13 protein-coding genes and 2 pseudogenes are annotated in these 18,580 nt (G+C 70.1%); 9 read left to right on the top strand and 6 right to left on the bottom strand.

From position 1 onward, the window contains the following. Positions 1–16 precede the first annotated feature (16 nt). The 7 genes from AIIKEEIJ_RS12295 to AIIKEEIJ_RS12265 all read left to right on the top strand — a co-directional run bounded on the left by AIIKEEIJ_RS12295 (position 17) and on the right by AIIKEEIJ_RS12265 (position 8,788). Positions 17–931, top strand: coding sequence for an ABC transporter ATP-binding protein (locus AIIKEEIJ_RS12295; protein WP_029543193.1), 915 nt, complete (start codon positions 17–19; stop codon positions 929–931). Further along, a complete protein-coding gene (locus AIIKEEIJ_RS12290) occupies positions 928–2,529 on the top strand; it encodes a hypothetical protein (RefSeq protein WP_161995754.1) in 1,602 nt (533 codons plus the stop codon). Before AIIKEEIJ_RS12295 ends, AIIKEEIJ_RS12290 begins: the two co-directional genes overlap by 4 nt. Positions 2,530–2,603: 74 nt before the next feature. After that, entirely contained in the window at positions 2,604–3,182 is a 579-nt protein-coding gene (locus tag AIIKEEIJ_RS12285; RefSeq protein WP_161995753.1) for a TetR family transcriptional regulator, read from the top strand. Then, entirely contained in the window at positions 3,179–3,913 is a 735-nt protein-coding gene (locus AIIKEEIJ_RS12280) for an ABC transporter ATP-binding protein (protein WP_006933645.1), read from the top strand. Before AIIKEEIJ_RS12285 ends, AIIKEEIJ_RS12280 begins: the two co-directional genes overlap by 4 nt. Further along, complete coding sequence (locus AIIKEEIJ_RS12275; RefSeq protein ID WP_161995752.1) at positions 3,910–4,689, top strand: ABC transporter permease; 780 nt, start codon at positions 3,910–3,912, stop codon at positions 4,687–4,689. The genes AIIKEEIJ_RS12280 and AIIKEEIJ_RS12275 overlap by 4 nt, the downstream gene beginning before the upstream one ends. Before the next feature lie 216 nt (positions 4,690–4,905). Next, positions 4,906–5,973, top strand: a complete 1,068-nt coding sequence (locus AIIKEEIJ_RS12270) for an NAD-binding protein (RefSeq protein ID WP_161995751.1) — start codon at positions 4,906–4,908, stop codon at positions 5,971–5,973. A 55-nt stretch (positions 5,974–6,028) separates the two neighbouring features. Then, on the top strand, positions 6,029–8,788 hold the full coding sequence (locus AIIKEEIJ_RS12265) for a cation-transporting P-type ATPase (RefSeq protein ID WP_443217104.1): 2,760 nt from the start codon (positions 6,029–6,031) through the stop codon (positions 8,786–8,788). A 688-nt stretch (positions 8,789–9,476) separates the two neighbouring features. On the opposite strand, the gene AIIKEEIJ_RS12260 is transcribed toward AIIKEEIJ_RS12265, so the two are convergent. The 6 genes and pseudogenes from AIIKEEIJ_RS12260 to rnc form a co-directional block, all read right to left on the bottom strand. Further along, complete coding sequence (locus AIIKEEIJ_RS12260; RefSeq protein WP_202916950.1) at positions 9,477–10,568, bottom strand: alpha/beta fold hydrolase; 1,092 nt, start codon at positions 10,566–10,568, stop codon at positions 9,477–9,479. A gap of 779 nt (positions 10,569–11,347) precedes the next feature. After that, the gene (locus AIIKEEIJ_RS12255) at positions 11,348–14,362 is read right to left on the bottom strand and encodes a UPF0182 family protein (protein ID WP_044475759.1); all 3,015 of its coding nucleotides are present in this window, start codon (positions 14,360–14,362) and stop codon (positions 11,348–11,350) included. Positions 14,363–14,533: 171 nt separating this feature from the next. Next, complete coding sequence (nhaA, locus tag AIIKEEIJ_RS12250; RefSeq protein WP_037201635.1) at positions 14,534–15,760, bottom strand: Na+/H+ antiporter NhaA; 1,227 nt, start codon at positions 15,758–15,760, stop codon at positions 14,534–14,536. Between the two features lie 194 nt (positions 15,761–15,954). Continuing rightward, positions 15,955–16,425, bottom strand: coding sequence for a hypothetical protein (locus tag AIIKEEIJ_RS12245; RefSeq protein ID WP_161995748.1), 471 nt, complete (start codon positions 16,423–16,425; stop codon positions 15,955–15,957). Positions 16,426–16,516: 91 nt separating this feature from the next. After that, a complete protein-coding gene (gene mutM / locus AIIKEEIJ_RS12240) occupies positions 16,517–17,386 on the bottom strand; it encodes a bifunctional DNA-formamidopyrimidine glycosylase/DNA-(apurinic or apyrimidinic site) lyase (RefSeq protein WP_006933632.1) in 870 nt (289 codons plus the stop codon). A gap of 6 nt (positions 17,387–17,392) precedes the next feature. Then, positions 17,393–18,070, bottom strand: a pseudogene (rnc, locus tag AIIKEEIJ_RS12235) (ribonuclease III); the annotation flags it as partial. Between rnc and AIIKEEIJ_RS33995 the strand changes: the two are divergent. Together AIIKEEIJ_RS33995 and AIIKEEIJ_RS12225 are read left to right on the top strand one after the other, a co-directional pair. Then, a pseudogene (locus AIIKEEIJ_RS33995) lies at positions 18,017–18,130 on the top strand (DivIVA domain-containing protein); the annotation flags it as partial. The pseudogenes rnc and AIIKEEIJ_RS33995 sit on opposite strands and share 54 nt — an antisense overlap. A gap of 122 nt (positions 18,131–18,252) precedes the next feature. Further along, positions 18,253–18,580 (top strand): YceD family protein (locus AIIKEEIJ_RS12225; protein WP_443217103.1); only part of this gene is annotated, 328 nt, incomplete at its 3' end.

The raw sequence follows: 18,580 nt of genomic DNA, 5'->3' as shown, positions 1-18,580 counted from the left end.
ACCCCAGGACACAATCATGAACACGATCGTCGAGGTCCACGACCTCACCAAGACGTTCGGCGCCACGACCGCGCTGGACGGTCTCAGCCTGCACGTCGGCCGCGGTGAAGTGGCCGGCTTCCTCGGCCCCAACGGTGCCGGCAAGTCCACGACCATCCGGATCCTGCTCGGGCTTCTGCGCGCCGACGGCGGCTCCGCATCCGTGCTCGGGTTCGATCCGTGGCGCGACGCCGTCGAAGTGCACCGGCACCTCGCGTACGTCCCGGGCGACATCGACCTGTGGCCGTCGCTCACCGGCGGCGAGGCCATCGACTTCCTGTGCCGCCTGCGGGGAGGGGCCGACCGTGCGCGCCGCACCGAGCTGGTCGAACGCTTCGAACTCGACCCTCGCAAGAAATGCCGCGCCTATTCCAAGGGCAACCGCCAGAAGGTGGCGCTGATCTCGGCACTCGCCTCGGACGTGGAGCTCCTCGTCCTCGACGAACCGACGTCCGGCCTCGACCCGTTGATGGAACGGGTGTTTCAGGACTGTGTTGCCGAAGCGAAGCAGCGCGGCTCGTCGGTGTTGCTGTCGAGTCACATCCTCGCCGAGGTGGAAAAGCTCTGCGACACCGTGACCATCATCCGGGACGGACGTACCGTGGAATCCGGATCGCTGGCCCAGCTGCGGCATCTCACCCGGTCGACGATCACGGTCCGCACCGACCTCGACACGTCCGGCCTGGCGCAGGCCGAGGGCGTGCACGCGCTGCGAAACGAGCACGGGCACACCGTGTTCGAGGTCGACAACGCTCACCTCGACGAGGTGGTCCGCCGGCTCGCGGAGTACGGCGTCCGCAGCCTCGAGAGCGCACCGCCGTCGCTCGAGGAGCTGTTCCTGCGCCACTACGGCAGCGATCGACAGATCGCCGGCGTGGGCGGCGTGCGATGAACACCTTCACCGGGACCGCGTCCCTCGTCCGCTTCGACCTGCGCCGGGATCGAATCAAGCTGCCGCTGTGGGTGATCGGCATCTCGGCCCTGGCGGCGTACTTCGTCGCCGCCCTGCAGCTGGCGTACCCGGTCGCCGAGGACCTCCGCGGCGTGGCCGGTTTCGCCGACAACCCGGCAGGGGTGATGATGTCGGGTCCCGGCTACGGCATGGACGACCCCACGCTCGAGGCGTTCGTCGCGAACCAGTACGGGCTGTACCTGCTGGTCGCCGCCGCGTTCATGAACATTCTCCTCGTCGTCCGGCACACACGGGGCGAGGAGGAGAACGGTCGCACCGAACTCGTCCTGGCCGGCGCGGTGGGCCGGCGCGCCCCGCTGACCGCGGCCCTGGCGACCGCAGTCGTCGCGAACGCCGCCCTCGTCGTGGCGGGCAGCGCGGCAATGACGGCCGCCGGGGTGGACGCCGGCGGGGCGGTGCTGTTCACGGCCGGGTTCGCGGCGCTGGGGCTGTTCTTCGCCGCGCTCACCGCCCTGGTGTGCCAGGTGTGCGAACACGGGCGCACCGCCACAGGACTGGCCGCAGCGGCGCTGGGAACGGCCTTCGTCGTGCGGGGCGTCGGCGACGTCCTGGAGCGGCACGGCAGCGCGGTGTCCTGGCTGTCCCCCATCGCCTGGTCGCAGCAGACGCGAGCATTCGTCGATCCGCGATGGGGCCCGCTGGCCCTGTCGTTGGGGTTCGCGGCGGCCGCCGCGGCGGCCGCGTACCGTGTCGTGGACCGTCGCGACCTCGGGGCCGGACTGGTGCCGCCACGGCCGGGCCGGGCCGAGGCGGCACCGACGCTGGCGAACCCGTTCGCCCTGGCGCTACGGCAGCAGCGCGGCAGCATCGCCGGGTGGGGCGCGGGCCTGGCGCTGATGGGGTCGTTCTACGGCTCCCTGACCGGCTCGATCGCCGAGAGCTTTGCGAACCTGCCCGAGGACATTCTTGCGCTCATGGGTGGTTCGGCCGCGAATCTCGTCGACGGCTTCCTGGGCCTGACCGGATACACGACGGCCTTCCTCGCCTCCTGCTTCGCGATCCTGTCCGTCCGCCGCCTGCGGGGCGAGGAGCAGTCGGGCCGGATCGAGCCCGTTTTGGCGACAGCTACGAGCCGTGCCGGATGGATGGCAGCGGGGCTGTCCGTGACCGCTCTGGGCGTGGTGGCACTCCTCGCACTCGCCGGCGTGGGGACCGGGCTCGGGGCCGCGGCGTCCACCGGGGAGCCGACTCGGGTGCCCGCATCGGTATGGGCGCATCTCGGATACGCCCCCGCCGTCCTCGGCATCGCGGCGATCGGAGCGGCGCTGTTCGGTCTCGCCCCCCGCGCCTTCGATCTGGTCTGGGTGCTGGTCGTCTACGGCTACCTGGTGGGCAGTTTCGGACCGATCCTCGACCTGCCCGACAGCGCCGGCGTCCTCTCCCCGCTGAACCATGTCCGGCAGATGCCGCTCGAACCGTTCGCCGCGGGCTCCTTCGTCGCTCTCGTCGTTCTCACCGCGCTCGTCACGGCGGCAGGGCTGGCCGCGTTCCGGAGGCGCGACGTCGTGACTACGTGAGAACCCGCCGGGTGGACCGGGCAGTGGCGGCACACCCCTTGATCGCCCGAACTGTTAGTGGCTAACATTATGGGGTGTCCAAGTCCGAGCGGACCCGGCAGCGCATCCAGGCGACGGCGGTGCAGCTGTTCACCGAGGACGGCTACGACGCCGTCACCGTCGACCGGATCGCCTCCGCCGCCGGGGTGTCGCACATGACCTTCTTCCGGTACTTTCCATCCAAAGACGCTGTTCTGCTTGATGATCCCTACGACCCTGTCATTGCGGACGCCGTGGCCGCGCAGCCGGCGGACCGGAGCCCGCTGGAACGGGCGTGCCGGGGGATCCTCGACGCCTGGGCGCTGATTCCCGAGACGGATCTCGGGGACGTGCGCACTCGCCTGCGGATCGTCGCGGCACACCCCCGGCTGCGCGCGCGGATGTGGGAGAACACCCTGCGCACCCAGGAGGCCGTCGCCGCCGCGCTCGCCGAACCGGGGACACGACGACTCGAGGCCGCAGTGGCCGCCGGGGCCTGCATGGGCGCACTCATGGCGGCGCTGACGGACTGGGCAGAAACCGGCGACGAGGCTCTCGGCAACCGGATTGCGTCGGCCCTGCACCAGCTCGCACCGGAGGCCAGTCCCTCACGGCAGTCACGGGAGGTGCCGTGACCGAGGTCGGCGACGTCGTGCTCGAGTGCCGGAACGTGTGCAAACGCTACGGCTCCGCGCCGGTACTCGAGGGCGTCACCACCGAGGTGCGGGCGGGCGAGGTACACGCGTTCGTGGGCCTCAACGGGGCGGGAAAGACGACGTTGATGCGCCTGTTCCTCGGCATGATCGAGCCCGACGACGGAATCGTGCGCGTGCGGGGCCTGGCGCCGTCGACGATGCCGGCACGGCACTGGACGGGCGTCGGGCACCTGGTCGAAACACCGCTGGCCTATCCCGAACTGACCGTCGCGCAGAACCTGCGCATCGCGGGCCGCCTCGCCGGCCTGTCCGCGGCAGGCGCCACCGCCGCGGCCGACCGGTGGATCGAGGAACTGGTCCTGTCCCGGTGGGCGCGGACCAGCGCACGGAAACTCTCCCTCGGCAACCGGCAGCGGCTGGGTCTGGCCGCGGCGCTGATCGCGGACCCGGATGTGCTGATCCTGGACGAGCCGACCAATGCGCTCGATCCGGCCGGGATCATGCTGCTGCGCACGCTGCTGCAGCGCAGCCGGGAGCGCGGCGCGGCGACGCTGGTGTCCAGCCACCATCTCGACGAGGTCGCCCGCGTGGCCGACCGCATCACAGCCGTCAACGAGGGACGCGTCGTCGGCTCCCTCGACCCGGACGGAATCGATCTCGAGCGGCAGTTCTTCGACCTGGTGTACCGCGACAGCGAGGCGCGACGATGACCACCTCCGAGCAGATCCGGGCCGCGCTGGCGGTCGAGTGGGCCAAGTTCCGGCGGGCACGCCCCGTATGGGTCACCACCGCCCTTCTCACGACGGGGGTGGTGACCATGTGTGTGCTGACCCTGCAGTCCGTGCACGGTGCCAACGCGGTGATGGCGGGTAAGGCGCAGACCATCGTCGGCGACGGCGGCCGAGCGGGACTGTTCGCCGCAGCCGACACCATCGTCTCGGTGGGCGGGCTTCTCGGATTCGGTGTGGTCATCGGCTGGGTCTTCGGCCGCGAGTTCACCGACGGAACGATCACCGGTCTGTGGGCCGCGCCGGTCTCCCGCCCGGTCCTCGCCGCCGCAAAGCTGCTGATCCTGCTGTCGTGGGCGGTCGCCACCAGCCTCGCGCTGGGCGCCGCACTGGCGGTGGTGGCGGGAACGCTCGTCGACGAAGAGCCCCTCGACCCGGGGACGCCGGCGCTCGTGGGCAGATTCCTCGCCGTCGCCCTGCTCACCGCGGGACTCGCATTCCCCTGCGCCTGGGTCGCCACCGTTGCGCGGGGATACCTGCCCGCGGTCGGGACGATCATCGCCGTGGTGGTCGTCGCCCAGATGGCGGTCATGGCCGGAGCGGGCGGCTGGTTCCCGTTCTCGGCTCCGGGCCTGTGGGCGGCGGGACCGCAGGCCGGTTCCGTCACCGGTCCGCAACTCGCGCTCGCCCTCGTCGTTCCTGCCGTCTCGGCGGGCCTGACGCTGTGGTCGTGGCGCCGGCTCGCCCTCGTGCACTAGGACTCCCCAAGGGGCCGAAGTCCCGTCGATCCGGACCGCCCGCACGATAGGGTGATGCCCGGAGTGCCGGGAAGTCTGGTCGGCGAGTGGCGTTCGCATTTCACGACCAGGGAGGGCACCGTGGACCAGGATTCGTTCGCAGGTCGGGTTCCGAGCCGGGTACTCGGCGGATGAGCACATCGAACATCGCGCGACCACGCATGCACAGGTTTCACGATGCCGGCTAGGTGGCGTGCTCGGTTGACGGGCGCCGACGTGCTCACCGAACGCCCGGGCTTCGCGCTGGTGGGCGTCCTGCGGGTCCCGCAGTCGCAGACCAGTCCCGGCCGGGCCATCGTCCGCCGGATCGGCTACGCCCTGATCGCCCTGGCCCTGGTGGTGCTCGTCGTCTACCTGGACCGCGACGGCTACACCGACAGTCAGGACGACGAGCTGTCCCTGCTGGACTGCATCTACTACGCGACGGTGTCGCTGTCGACCACCGGCTACGGCGACATCGCTCCGATCACCGAACAGGCTCGCCTGGTCAACATCCTGATTATCACTCCGCTACGGGTCTTCTTCCTCATCGTCCTGGTCGGCACCACGCTCTCGGCTCTGACCGAGAGCTCGCGGCAGGCGTTCCGTATCCAGCAGTGGCGACGCCGGGCGCGCAACCACACGGTCGTCGTGGGTTACGGCACCAAGGGCCGTGCCGCAGTGGACGCGATGCTCGGGGACGGCGTCCCGCCCTCCGAGATCGTGGTCGTCGACACCGACCCACTGATACTCGAGGCCGCCGCCGGACAGGGTCTGGTGACGGTGCAGGGCTCGGCCACGAGATCGGACGTGCTGCGCCTGGCCGGGGTTCCGCACTGCACCTCGATCGTCGTTGCCGCCGATCGCGACGACACCGCGGTGCTCGTCACCCTCACCGCCCGCGAACTCGCGCCCGCTGCAAAGATCGTCGCCGCAGTTCGCGAGTCCGAGAACACCCACGTCCTCCGCCGGTCCGGGGCCGACACCGTGGTCGTCTCCTCCGAAACCGCCGGGCGGCTGCTGGGCGTCGCGACGGCCACACCCGGCGTGGTGCAGATGGTCGAAGACCTGCTCACCCCCGAGGCCGGGTTCGCCATCACCGAACGGGCGGTCGAGGCCGCCGAGATCGGCGAATCCCCCCGCCACCTGACCGACATCGTGCTCGGGATCGTCCGTGACGGCCGGCGGCTGCACGTCGGATCACCGGAGGCCGCCACCATCGGAGCCGACGACCGACTGCTCTGCATCCGGCGCGTGCCGGACTGATCCCGTTCCTGCCCCCGTCGCGCCCGCAACCGATGCCGGAGGTCGCATCATGGTCCTGCCCGTCGATCCGTCGCCCGTCAATACGCACCACGACCTGTCGGTCCACGAGGTCGTCCTCCTGCACGAGACCGATCCGCATCGCGGCCTCGACGCGGACGAGGCCACCCGCAGGCTGGAACGATTCGGGCCCAACGTGCTGCCGGCGGCCTCGGGCCACGGGGTGCTGCGGCGGATTCTGCGCCAGTTCCACAATCCCCTCATCTATGTGCTGCTGTCCGCAGCGGCGATCACGCTGTGGCTGGACGAATACGTCGACTCGGCCGTCATCCTCGCGGTCGTCCTGGTCAACGCCACCGTCGGCTTCGTCCAGGAGTCCAAGGCCGAAGCGGCGCTCGACGCACTCCGGTCCATGGTGCGCACACAGACACGCGTGATCCGCGGTGGACGCCAGCAGACCCTGCCGTCGGACGACCTCGTACCCGGCGATCTCGTCGTCCTCGAGGCCGGCGACAAGGTTCCCGCAGACCTGCGCCTGATCCGCGTCGCCGAATTGCAGATCGACGAGTCCGCCCTGACCGGGGAGTCCGTTCCGGTCGTCAAGGACGAGGTGGTACTGCCGCCTGCCACGCCGGTGGCGGATCGCCGCAACATGGTGCACTCGGGCACGTTGGTGACGGCCGGGGCGGGCGCCGGGGTCACCGTTGCGACCGGCGACCGGACCGAACTCGGGGAGATCCATCGCCTCGTCGGGGCCGCGGACGTGCTGGCCACGCCGCTCACCGCCAAACTGGCCTCGTTCAGCAGGGTTCTGACCGTGGCGATCGTCGTGCTGGCGGCGGCGACCTTCGCGATCGGTCTCGTCCGCGGTCAGGACGCGCCGGAAACGTTCACCGCCGCGGTGGCGCTTGCGGTCGGCGCCATCCCGGAAGGGCTTCCCGCGGTCGTCACCATCACGATGGCCATCGGTGTGGCCCGGATGGCCCGGCGCCGGGCGGTGATCCGCCGACTGCCCGCCGTCGAGACGCTCGGCAGCACGACCGTCATCTGTTCGGACAAGACCGGAACACTCACCGCGAACCAGATGACGGTACGCCACCTGTGGACGGTGCACTCCCTGTATTCCGTGACCGGTTCGGGATACGCGCCCGAGGGCGTGGTCCACGATTCCGCCGGCGCCGTGGCCGCGCCCGATTCGGACGAGGCCCTGCGGTGGACGATCGTGGCGGGTGCCGGATGCAACGACGCACACCTCGACCGGCGGGACGGGCGGTGGTCCGTCGTCGGTGATCCCACCGAGGCCGCGATGCTCGTCGTCGCGGGCAAGGCCGGCCTGGCACCCGAGGACGTCCGCGCCGGGCATCCCCGCATCGGCACCATCCCCTTCAGTTCCGAACGCCAGTTCATGGCGACGCTGCACGCCGAGCCCCGCACGGGTGAGCGGGTCGTGCTCGCCAAGGGGGCCGTCGAGCGGATCCTCGAACGTTGCCGCTACGGCATGGGTTCCGACGGCAGCCTCCTTCCCCTGGACCGGGACTCGGTCCACCGGGCCGCCGAGGACCTGGCGCGGCAAGGGCTGCGTGTGCTGGCCACGGCCGTCCGCGCGATCGATGCGGAGGCGGAGTTCGACCTGTCGGTGGTCTCCGGCGAGATGGTGTTCGCCGGCCTGCACGCGATGCTCGACCCGCCCCGGCAGGCCGCCGTGGACGCCGTACGTGCGTGCCACGTCGCCGGCATCGCGGTCAAGATGATCACCGGCGACCATGCGGCCACCGCAGCGGCGATCGCCCGGCAGCTCGGGTTGATCGGCGAGGCCGACGACGGACTCGTGCTCACCGGCCAGGATCTCGACGTGATCCCGGCCGAGGAACTCGCGGACGCGGTCGACCGGGCCCGGGTGTTCGCACGGGTCTCCCCCGAACAGAAGCTCCGGTTGGTCGGGGCCCTGCAGGAACGTGGCCACGTCGTCGCCATGACGGGCGACGGCGTCAACGACGCTCCCGCCCTGCGGCAGGCCGACATCGGGGTGGCCATGGGCCACGGCGGAACGGAAGTGGCCAAGGAGGCCGCCGACATGGTGCTCACCGACGACGACTTCGCCACCATCGAGGCCGCCGTGGAGGAGGGCCGCGGCGTCTTCGACAACCTCACGAAGTTCATCGTGTGGGTGCTTCCCACCAGCCTCGGGCAGGGCCTGGTCATCCTCGCCGCGATCGTCTTCGGGACGACCCTGCCGATCCTGCCCACCCAGATCCTGTGGATCAACATGACCACCGCCGTCGCACTGGGTCTCATGCTGGCGTTCGAGCCGAAGGAACCCGACACGATGACCCGGCCCCCACGGGATCCCACGCGGCCGCTGCTGACCGGCGCGCTCGTCACCCGGATCCTGCTGGTGTCCGGCCTCATCGTGGGCGGCGCGTGGTGGCTGTTCGAGTGGGAGCTCGGCATCGGTGCCGACCTCGCCGAGGCACGAACCTCGGCCGTCAACCTCGTCGTGGCGGTGGAGCTGTTCTACCTCTTCAGCTGCCGCTCGCTCACGGCGTCGGTATGGCGGATCGGGTTCTTCGGCAACCGGTGGATCCTCGTCGGGGTGCTCGCCCAGACAGTCGCGCAGCTCGCCATCACCTATGTGCCCGCCATGAACACCCTCTTCCAGACCGCTCCGATCGACGCGCAAGCATGGTTGCGCATCGTCGGCCTCGCCACGCTCGCGGTGCTCGTCGTCGCCGTCGACAAGTCCCTGCGCGCCCGGGCCGCACGAGGGAGCGCGGACCTTCCGGTGGCCGGGACCCTCGCCCCGCCGGACGAGTCGTGAGTAGGTGACCTCTCATGGACCTGCACTCCTTCCCGCTCGTCGCCACGATCCTCGCCCTCGCTGCACTGGCAGGCTTGCTCGCGACCCGGCTGCGGCAGTCACCATGGGTTCCACGGCAAGGTCGCCGTCACCGCCCACGGCAGCCAGGACTCCGAACGGCTCCTCACCGCCGGCGCCGACCTCGTTCTCGACCCGTTCGAACTGGCGGCCACCACCACGCCGACGCACTGGACCGGCTCGTCGGCATCGCCGACCACGAGCAACCGGACGGTTGACAAGCACGGGTCGCTCGTCGCGGCCGGATCCCACCGGCACCTTGCGCGTTCGGCGACCCACCCGAAGCGCCGCTGCGCCGCGGCGGATGCGCCCTAGAGGACGTGCATCGCCTGCATCGGGGCAAGACGGACCTCGCCGAACGGGTGTGCCCGGCGACCACCGCGTCGGGCGGCCGCCTGACGGAGGCCGGAGGGCGGCTATGGGGCGCGGCTCCGGCCGAACGACGGGCGGGCCGCGGGCCGGATGATGGCAGGGCCCTCATGTAGGTTCCACTGCTCGGTGTCACTTATCGGTGCTTCCGAGCTGCGGGTTCTCAACGGCGTGTCAGTGCCTGATTCGCGTAGGCCGATCCCCGAGCCGTGAGGGACTGGTCTCCGCGGTGCCGTTCTGCTGGGGTCGGGAAGACACCGATCTACGTAGGACGCCCGAATCCGGGAATCTCGAGGCTGTCGGAGAGCCACTGGCAGACTGCCTGCGCGTAGAGGTCGGGCGCCTCGACGGGAAGCAGGTGGCCGACGTCCTTGATGGGGCGGGGTGTCCAGCCCGGCCGTCGGGCGTGCTGCATGAGCGACGTGGGGTCGACAAGGTGATCGTCGCTTCCCCACAGCACGAGTACGGGCATCTGCACGGAATCGAGAGCCTCATTCGTCGGCTTCTGCGTGATGAACATGGCTTTGACGATCGACGCGAACGCAGTGGCCGTGCCCGCGAGCCGTTCCGGGTGCTGGCGGGCCGCCGCGAGGTCATCGAGCCACAGGTCGACCTGTGCTCGTGAGATACGGCCCGGGTTTCCACCGAGGAGGTCGGTCCGGCCACCGGAGATGGAGCCCGCGTCTTCGATCGCGGTTCGCTTGGCGTCCAGTATGCGCCGGCCCGCCAGTCGCAGCACCAGGCGTGTCGTGGGCGGGCCGGCTGCGACGACGAGACGTCCCAGCGTCTGCCACCCGAATGCCTCAGCTGGTGACGTCCGGCGCCACGGCAGCGCCGGGGCCACCAAGACGACTCCCCGAGTCTTCTCGGGCATCATCGTGGCGGCCAGCGCCGCCACCGGGCCACCCGTCGACCAGCCGTGCAGCAGCACCTGGCTCTCGAGGCGGAGCTGCCGGGCGAAGGCCGCCACGAAGCGAGCGTCCAGGTCCGCGCGTGGCCCATGCCGATACGGATCACCGGTGTGGCCGACAATCGTCCCCGGGAGGTCGACGGAAATCACCGGCCCGAGCCGGCGCAGGGGAGGAACGAGATCGAGCCACATGCTCGCGCTACCGGTCATCGGGGGCACCAGCAGGTGAACCGGCGCGTCGGGAGGCGCGGTCGACGCGGGCTCCGCTCGAACATAGTGCACGGGCACGCCGCACACGCTCGTCGACACGCTGCGCAACCCCGCCCACTGCGGCGACCGGGCGCCCCAGTCGTCGTATCGCACGGTGATCCCTCCCTCTTTCCCAGGGTATTCGGAGGCTGGATGGAGGGCGACGATTTGGACCCGGCAGCGCAACACGTCCATGACCGGGTCGATGCTGCGCGAGTACTACCCGGTCGCGGTGGCTGCTTTCGACGACTTGGCCGGACGTGATGCCCACGCCGTGCTGTCCGTCGCACCCAGCCCGGAGCAGGGGTTCGCATTCACCGTCACGCGAGTCGAGGCCCTGGTCCGCAGAGTCGGCCGACAGCGATACGTCCGAACTCGCGCCACCGAGATCGTCGCTGCTTGCGCAGTGAGCAACTGCCGGCCCGAGCCGGTGCGGGCGACACCTACGCCGCCGCCGTCTCGGCATTGGTCGCCGTCACTACTGAGATGGCCCGACAGATCGCCGGACTGGAGGAACAGGTGAAGGCGGGTTCTGGTCGACACCCGGGCGCCGAGATCTACCTGAGCCAGCCTGGTCTGGGAGTGGTTCTCGGTGCCTGGGTGCTCGCAGAAATTAGGGATGATCCGGGACGCTGGGCCGATGTCCGAGCCCGGAGGAAACTACTCTGGCATGGCGCCGGTGACCCGAGCCTCCGGCATCAAACGGGTCGTGCTCGCCCGGAACCGACGGTTGGGTGATGCGCTCTATCCGCAGGCCTTCGCTGCACTCAAGGCCTCTGCCGGGCGCCCGCCCCTACTACGGCCGGCACCGTGCCGGCGGCGCCACCCGCCACATCGTGCTTTGACGAACCGCCTCGTCGGCATTCTCCACGGTTGCCCTGCTCATCACACCACCTACGACGAAGAGACCGCACGGACCGACTCACGGCGCACCGCGGCCGCTTGACAGGTTAGAAGCGTCGGACAGCAACACCTCAGTTGAGGCTGCCCCCGGCGGCCAGGAAGTTGTCGATGGCACGTTGGAGCCGGTCGAGTGCGGCGCCGTACGACGTGAAGTCGCCGGTGCGCTGGGCGTCGCGCAGATCAGCCAGGGCGCTGTTCAGTTCGAGGACCGCAGCGGTGAGCTGCTCCGGGGTCGGCTCTGCGGGCGGCGCGGTGGGTGGCGGCACCGTCGCGCCCTCCTCGGGTGGCGGAGCGGTCGCCGCAGGATCGGGGGGTGGCGGGGTCGCGGCGTCGCCGCCGGGCGCCGTCGCCATCCGGCCCGTCCCCGCACCGAAGACCTGGTCGAGGGCCTCGGCGAGGGTGGGTGCGTATCCGACGCGGACGCCGCCGGCGCTGGGTTCGCGATAGCTGACCAGCACTCGCGACAGTTGCGGGAAGGTCGAACCGTCGGCGGTGCTGGTGAGGCGTTCGGTGTACAGGGGCTCGACGTAGAGCACCCCGCCGTCCGCGATCGGCAGCGTCAGCAGATTGCCGTAGTGGATCCGATTGGACCGCTCGAGCAGGGTGCGTTCGGAGGCCACCCGGGTGTCGGAGATCATCGAATTCTGGGTCTGTTGCGGCCCCTGGGTCTGCGTGTCGGTCGGCAGCTGCAGCACCTCCATCCGGCCGTAGCCGTCCGGGTCGGAGTTCACCGAGATGTAGGCGGAGAGGAACTCGCGGTTGAACCCGACCATCGCGCTGGCGAGACGGAAGGACGGTGCCGCGCTCTCCCGGTCACCGACCAGCACGTAGTACGGCGGCTGCGACCCCACGGCCTCGGAGGTCGGGTCGCTGGGGACGGACCAGAACGCGTTGTTGGTGAAGAACTCCCGCGGGTCGTCGACGTGGTACTTGGCGAGCCGGTCCCGTTGAAGACCGAAGAGGTCCTCGGGGTAACGGAAGTGGGAGCGCAATTCCGGGGTGATCGATTCCGGCGGTTGCACGGCGCCGGGAAAGGCCCCCATCCACGCCGCGAGCACCGGGTCGTTCGTGTCCACCTGGTAGAGGGTGACGGTGCCGTCGTAGGCGTCCACGGTGGCCTTGACCGAGTTCCTGATGTAGGAGACGGGCTCACCCGGAAGCAGCCGGCCGGTATCGCTGACGTGGGCGTCGGGCAACGCGCCGGCCTGGGCGTACGGGTAGTGCGCCAGGGTGGTGTACCCGTCGACGATCCAGACGATCCGTCCGTCCACGACCGCCGGGTACGGATTGCCGTCGGTGCGGAGCCACGGCGCGACCCGTTCCACGCGGGTCTTCGGATCGCGATCGAAGATGATCTTCGAGTCCGCTCCGATGGCGCCGGAGAACAGGATGTTGCGCTCGCCGTACCGGACCGCGAACGCCAGCCGGTTGATCCAGCTTCCGATCGGCACGCCCCCGCTGCCGGTGTAGGTGTACTGCGAGGTATCCGTATCGTACTCGCGCGGCGCCGCACCGGCGGACCCGCCGACAATCGCGTAGTCCGGGTCCGACGCCGCGATCAGCTCGCCGAAGTAGATGCGCGGCTGCTCGACCGGGATCAGTTGCCGACCGGAGGCCTGTGAAGCGATGTCACTGACCGTGTAGATGGGGTATCCACTGTCGCTGCCGCTTCCGGCCGCGGCTGCGTCCCGGACGGCGGCGTTGACCCGGTTCGCCGGCGCCGCCACGAATCCGTTGCCGTGGGTGTAGACGGTGTGCCGGTTGATCCATTGGGTCTGATTGCCGCTCAGGCTCTTCGGGGACAGTTCCCGGGCGGCGACAATGTAGTCGCCGACCTCCCCGTCGATGGTGTACCGGTCGATGTCCAGTTGCGGAGTGAAACCGTAGAAGTTCTTCAGCTGCTGTTGCTGGGTGAAGGTCCTCGAGAGCACGTTCGGGTCCAGCAGCCGGGCGTTGGCGATCGTGGTGACGTCGGCCGGGATCTCGCGCGGCGGCCGGGTTCCGACCCCGGGATAGTCGAGGTACTCGACGCGATCGGCCTCGATCCCGTACGCCTGCCTGGTCGCGGCGATGTTGCGCTCGATGTACGGGCTCTCGCGATCGGCCGCGTTCGGGCGCACCGAGAACTGCTCCGTGAGGGCCGGGAAGATCCCGCCGACGACGATCGACGACAGGACCAGCAGCGCGGTTGCCATCAACGGCACCCGCAGGTCGTCCAGCAGGATCGAAGCGAAGAACGCTGCCGCGCACAGCACGGCGATCGCCACGAGGATCAGGCGAGCCGGCAGCACCGCGTTGATGTCGGTGAATCCGGCCCCGGTGAACGTCGGTTCCTTCCGGCCGCTCCACAGCAGCTGGTAGCGGTCGAACCAGTACGCGACCGCCTTGAGCGCGACGAAACTCCCGGCGAGCACGGCGATCTGGATTCGGGCGGCGCGCGTCGTCGCACCCGCCGCGCCGGTGGCACCACGACGGTCCCCGGCGCCGGTTGCGAACGGCAGCCGTAGTCCCCCGAAAAGGTAGTGGGTGGCCGTGCAGAGCACGAGTGCCAGGAACAGCGCGAGGAACGCCCACGTCAGCACGAGCCGGTAGAACGGCAGGTCGAAGACGTAGAACCCGACGTCGTACCCGAACTGCGCGTCGACGCTACCGAATGATCCGCCGTGGAGGAACAGCTGCACTCTGGCCCACTGACTCTGTGCGCTCAGGCCGAAGAACAGTCCCAGCAGCAACGGGATACCGATCGCGAACAGTTTCGGGCGCCTCAGCACCACGATCCGGTACCGCTCGATCGGATCGTCCGGGCCGACGGCGAACAACGGTCGCGCTCGGTACGCCCACGCCGTCACCCCGAAGAGCAGACCGGTCACCACCAGCGTGACCGCGGCGAACAGCACCAACCGGGTCACGATGATGGTGCCCCACACTTCCCGGTAGCCGACCTCTCCGAACCAGAGCCAATCGGTGTACACCGCGATCAGCCGGGGTCCGGCGATCAGCAGAGCGAAGAGGACCAGAAGGGCGACGATCGCCCGATGCGCCCGGCGCGGCAGCAACCGCCCTGGTTCGGAGGGATGCACGTCCACCTCCGATCGCCCGCATACACCGCGGCGGCCGGTGGACGGGGCCGGGTCCACACGATGCGGCCGCGATGTCCGTCCACCCATTCTAGGTGGGGGACATCACTCCGCCCAGGGAATCGCCGACCGGCGCCGATTCCTCCCGCACAGAACTGGGTCGTGCAGGCCCCGCCGGCTTCAGTGCTGGTAGACGTCCGGGATCCCGTCCTGGTCCTCGTCGAGAGACTCGAGCTCCGCGATCCTGCGGTAGGCGCGGTTCCGGGAGCGGAGCACCACCGACGCGGCGAGCGCCGCGGTGAGGGAGCCGACGAGGACCGCAACCTTCACGTGGTCGGCCGCGACGGTGCCGGCACCGTAGGCGAGGTCTCCGATCAGCAGGGAGACGGTGAAGCCGATGCCGCCGAGCAGCGCGACGCCGAGCACGTCCAGCCAGCTCAGTCCCTCGTCCAGGTGGGCGCGGGTAAACCGGGCCATCAGGTAGGTGACGCCGAAGATCCCGACGACCTTGCCGAGCACGAGGCCCGCGACGACACCGACCGAGATCGGATCGCGGAGCGCCTCACCCAGGCCGTCGAGGCCACCGATCGTCACGCCGGCGGCGAAGAACGCAAAGATCGGGACGGCGACCCCGGCCGACAGCGGCCGGAGCCGATGCTCGAACTGCTCGGCCATGGCCTCCGTGCCGGTGCGCGTCCTGCGGGCGACGGGCACGGTGAAACCGAGCAGGACGCCGGCCACGGTGGCGTGGACACCGGATTCGTGGACCAGGAACCACGTGAGCACCGCCAGCGGCACCAGGAGCCACCAGGCCCGGATGCCGCGCTGCACCGCCACGGCGAACGCGAGCAGCGGGAGCATCGCGAGCCCGAGATACGCCAGGTCGAGCTCATCGGTGTAGAACACCGCGATCACGGTGACGGCGAGCAGGTCGTCGACGACGGCGAGCGTGAGCAGGAAGGTGCGCAGGGCCGCCGGGAGATGCGTCCCGATGACGGCCAGGATGGCCACGGCGAAGGCGATGTCGGTGGCGGTGGGCACCGCCCATCCGGTCAGCGCGTCCGCTCCGCCGCGCAGGTTCACCGCGACGAACACCGCCGCGGGTACCGCCATCCCTCCCACCGCTGCGGTGATCGGCACGGCGGCGCGCCGCAGGTCCCGCAGGTCGCCGGCGACGAACTCACGCTTGAGTTCCAGGCCGACGACGAAGAAGAAGATGGCCAGCAGACCGTCGGCCGCCCACGTCCCGAGTGACAGGTCCAGGTGCAGCGCGGACGGCCCCACCGTGGTGTCGCGGAGGCTGTGGTAGGCGTCGGACCACGGGGTGTTGGCCCAGACCAGGGCCGCGAGCGCGCCGATGAGCAGCAGGACACCACCGACGGTCTCCTTGCGGAGAATCTCGGCCACCCGCTTGGATTCCTCCCATGATCCACGGGAGAGCAACGGCAGGCGGGCGAAGGGTGTCGTCATCGAATGTCCTCGGATGTCGGGCAGCAGTCGTCGTCTGCCGACCAGACTTCCCGGCGCACCGGTTCCACCGTATCCCACCCGGCGCGCGGATCCGAGCCGAGGCAGCCGGGCGGCCTCGTCAGGGCGACGGATCAGGGTGACGGATAGGTGCTGATCGAGACCAGCGTCCCGTCCCCGCCCGAGGATACCGAGATGGAGGCGCCCTCCCCCGGCTTCCTGATCGTGAGACTCGTGCTGTAGGGAGTGACGCTCTCGGAGAGCGTCTGCCAGCCCTCCCGGTCCACGAAGTCGAGGTAGAAGGTGCTGACCTGCGCGATCGGGTCGGACGTCGTCAGGACGGCCGAGCCGATCCCCCGGCTGACGAGCGTCGACGGCTGATAGGCCGGGATTCCATCCGTCGTCTCGGTGCCCTGCGTATCGGTGCCCGTCTGCCCGGGCTCGGACTCGCCCGTGCCGGTCGGCGGGGTCGTTTCCCGGGCTGCCTCGGTGGTGGTCTGCGCCGACTCGCTCGGGTACGAGTCGTCGGTGCCGCATCCGACGACCGCGAGTGCGACTACCAGCGCCGCCGCGGCAGCCAGCACGATTCTCCTCGATGTTCGCATGTGCGTCCTCCTCCGCCGTTCCCACTGTGCACGGTCGGCAGGGATCGCGGGACGGATTCACCGCTTCGACGGACGCGGAGGACGGCCGAAGTCAGGCTCGCCGTGCGCCCCGTGGCGGCGGCTGGCACCGGGGGCAGCTGAACGACGAGCGGTTCATGAATTTCTCCCGCCGCACCGGCGTCCCGCACCGTGGGCACGGCAGGTTCTCCTGGCCGTAGACGTTCAGCGACCGGTCGAAGTATCCGGACTCGCCGTTGACGTTGACATAGAGGGCATCGAACGAGGTACCGCCCTGGGCGAGCGCCTCGCCCATCACGTCGCGGGCCGCGTCGAGCAGCCGCCGCAGGGTCGGCCCCCCGAGCCGGTCGGCCGCGCGGTTGCCGTGCACGCCGGCCCGCCACAGCGATTCGTCGGCGTAGATGTTGCCGATGCCGGACACGACGGTCTGGTCGAGGAGGACGCGCTTGATCTCGGTGTGCTTGCCGCGCAGCACCTTCACCACGGCGGCCGCGTCGAACGCCGGATCCAGGGGGTCGCGGGCGATGTGCGCGACGGGCTCCGGCAGGACGGCACCGTCGACCTCGACGAGCGGGGCGAGGGCCCAGCCTCCGAAGGTGCGCTGGTCCACGAACCGCAGGTCGGCGCCGTTGTCGAGAACGGCGCGGATGCGCAGGTGTTTCTCGTCCGGCACCGCCGGCGGCTGGACCAGCATCTGCCCGCTCATCCCGAGATGGACGACCAGTGCGACGTCGGCGGGTCCCAAGACGAGCCACAGGTATTTGCCGCGGCGCTGGACGGCAGCCACGGTCTGCCCGGTCAGCCGCAGCGCGAGATCCCGCGGGCCGGGTTCGTGACGGCGTACCGCACGCGGGTGCAGCACCTGGACGGACTCGATGGTGGCGCCGCGGACGTGCGCGTCGAGGCCGCGGCGGACGACCTCGACCTCGGGCAGTTCGGGCACGTCGGGTCAGTTCTGGTCGGCGGCGGCACCGGTGGGGGTGGCGTCGCTGTCGGACAGGCTCTGCCAGGCCGCGGCGGCGGCCTTCTGCTCGGCTTCCTTCTTCGTCCGACCCATGCCGACACCGCGGGCGTCGCCCGCGACGATCACGGTCGCGGTGAATTCCTTGTCGTGGTCCGGGCCGGTGGCGGTGATCTCGTACGCCGGCACGCCGACGCCTCGTTCCGCGGTCAGCTCCTGCAGGCTCGTCTTCCAGTCGAGACCGGCGCCGAGCCGCGGACCCCGCTCGAGGAGTTCGGCGAACAGGCGCAGCACGACGGTGCGTGCGACGTCGATACCGTGCTGCAGGTGGACGGCGCCGAGCAGCGACTCCATGCCGTCCGCGAGAATGCTGGGCTTGTCGCGGCCACCGGTGAGTTCCTCACCTTTGCCGAGCAGCAGGTGCGGCCCGAGGCCGCCGTCACCGAGGGACCGCGCGACCTCGGCGAGGGCGTGCATGTTCACCACCGACGCCCGGATCTTCGCGAGTTCACCCTCGGACTTGTCCGGATGCGACAGGTACAGCTTCTCGGTCACGGTAAGGCCGAGGACGGCGTCGCCGAGGAACTCGAGACGCTCGTTGGTCGGCAGGCCACCGTGCTCGGCACGACGTTGCGGTCGGTGGGCCGCGGCCGGCAGCAGCTGCGGACGGGCGCCGGTGTGCCCGACTACACGGAGGCCGAACGCCGGTCCGAGCGGCGCCGCTGACGCATCCGGCTCCCGCGCCGGGCGATTTCGTCGCGCCCGGGTCCGTCGCGTATCGTGGAGTGGTTGCCCAGTCGCCCCGTGGGGGCGGCGTCCGTCACCTGGAAAGAGGAAGAAGCATTCCCGTGTCTGCCCGCCGTCACAGCCCCCAGCATCCCGACCGGGATTCGGGTCTCGTGCTGGACGTACGCTCGCTCGGACGCCGTCCGGGCTCCATGCGCACGGTCCACACGGTGGTACCTGCGCCGTTGCGGATCGGACTCGACTCGATCGCGATCGAGGAAGGCACGGATGTGGAACTCGATCTCCGGCTGGAAGCGGTGTCCGAGGGGGTCCTCGTCACCGGGACCGTCCGTGCCGATACAGTCGGCGAGTGCTCGCGCTGCCTCGAGCCCTTCGAGGACTCGGTGGAGCTGTACCTGACGGAGCTGTTCGCCTACCCGAACAGCGTCA

It is taken from the genome of Rhodococcus sp. YH1 (assembly GCF_009939605.1).
Classification (GTDB): Bacteria; Actinomycetota; Actinomycetes; order Mycobacteriales; family Mycobacteriaceae; genus Rhodococcus; species Rhodococcus aetherivorans.
This window is presented reverse-complemented; position numbering and strand designations above follow the sequence as displayed.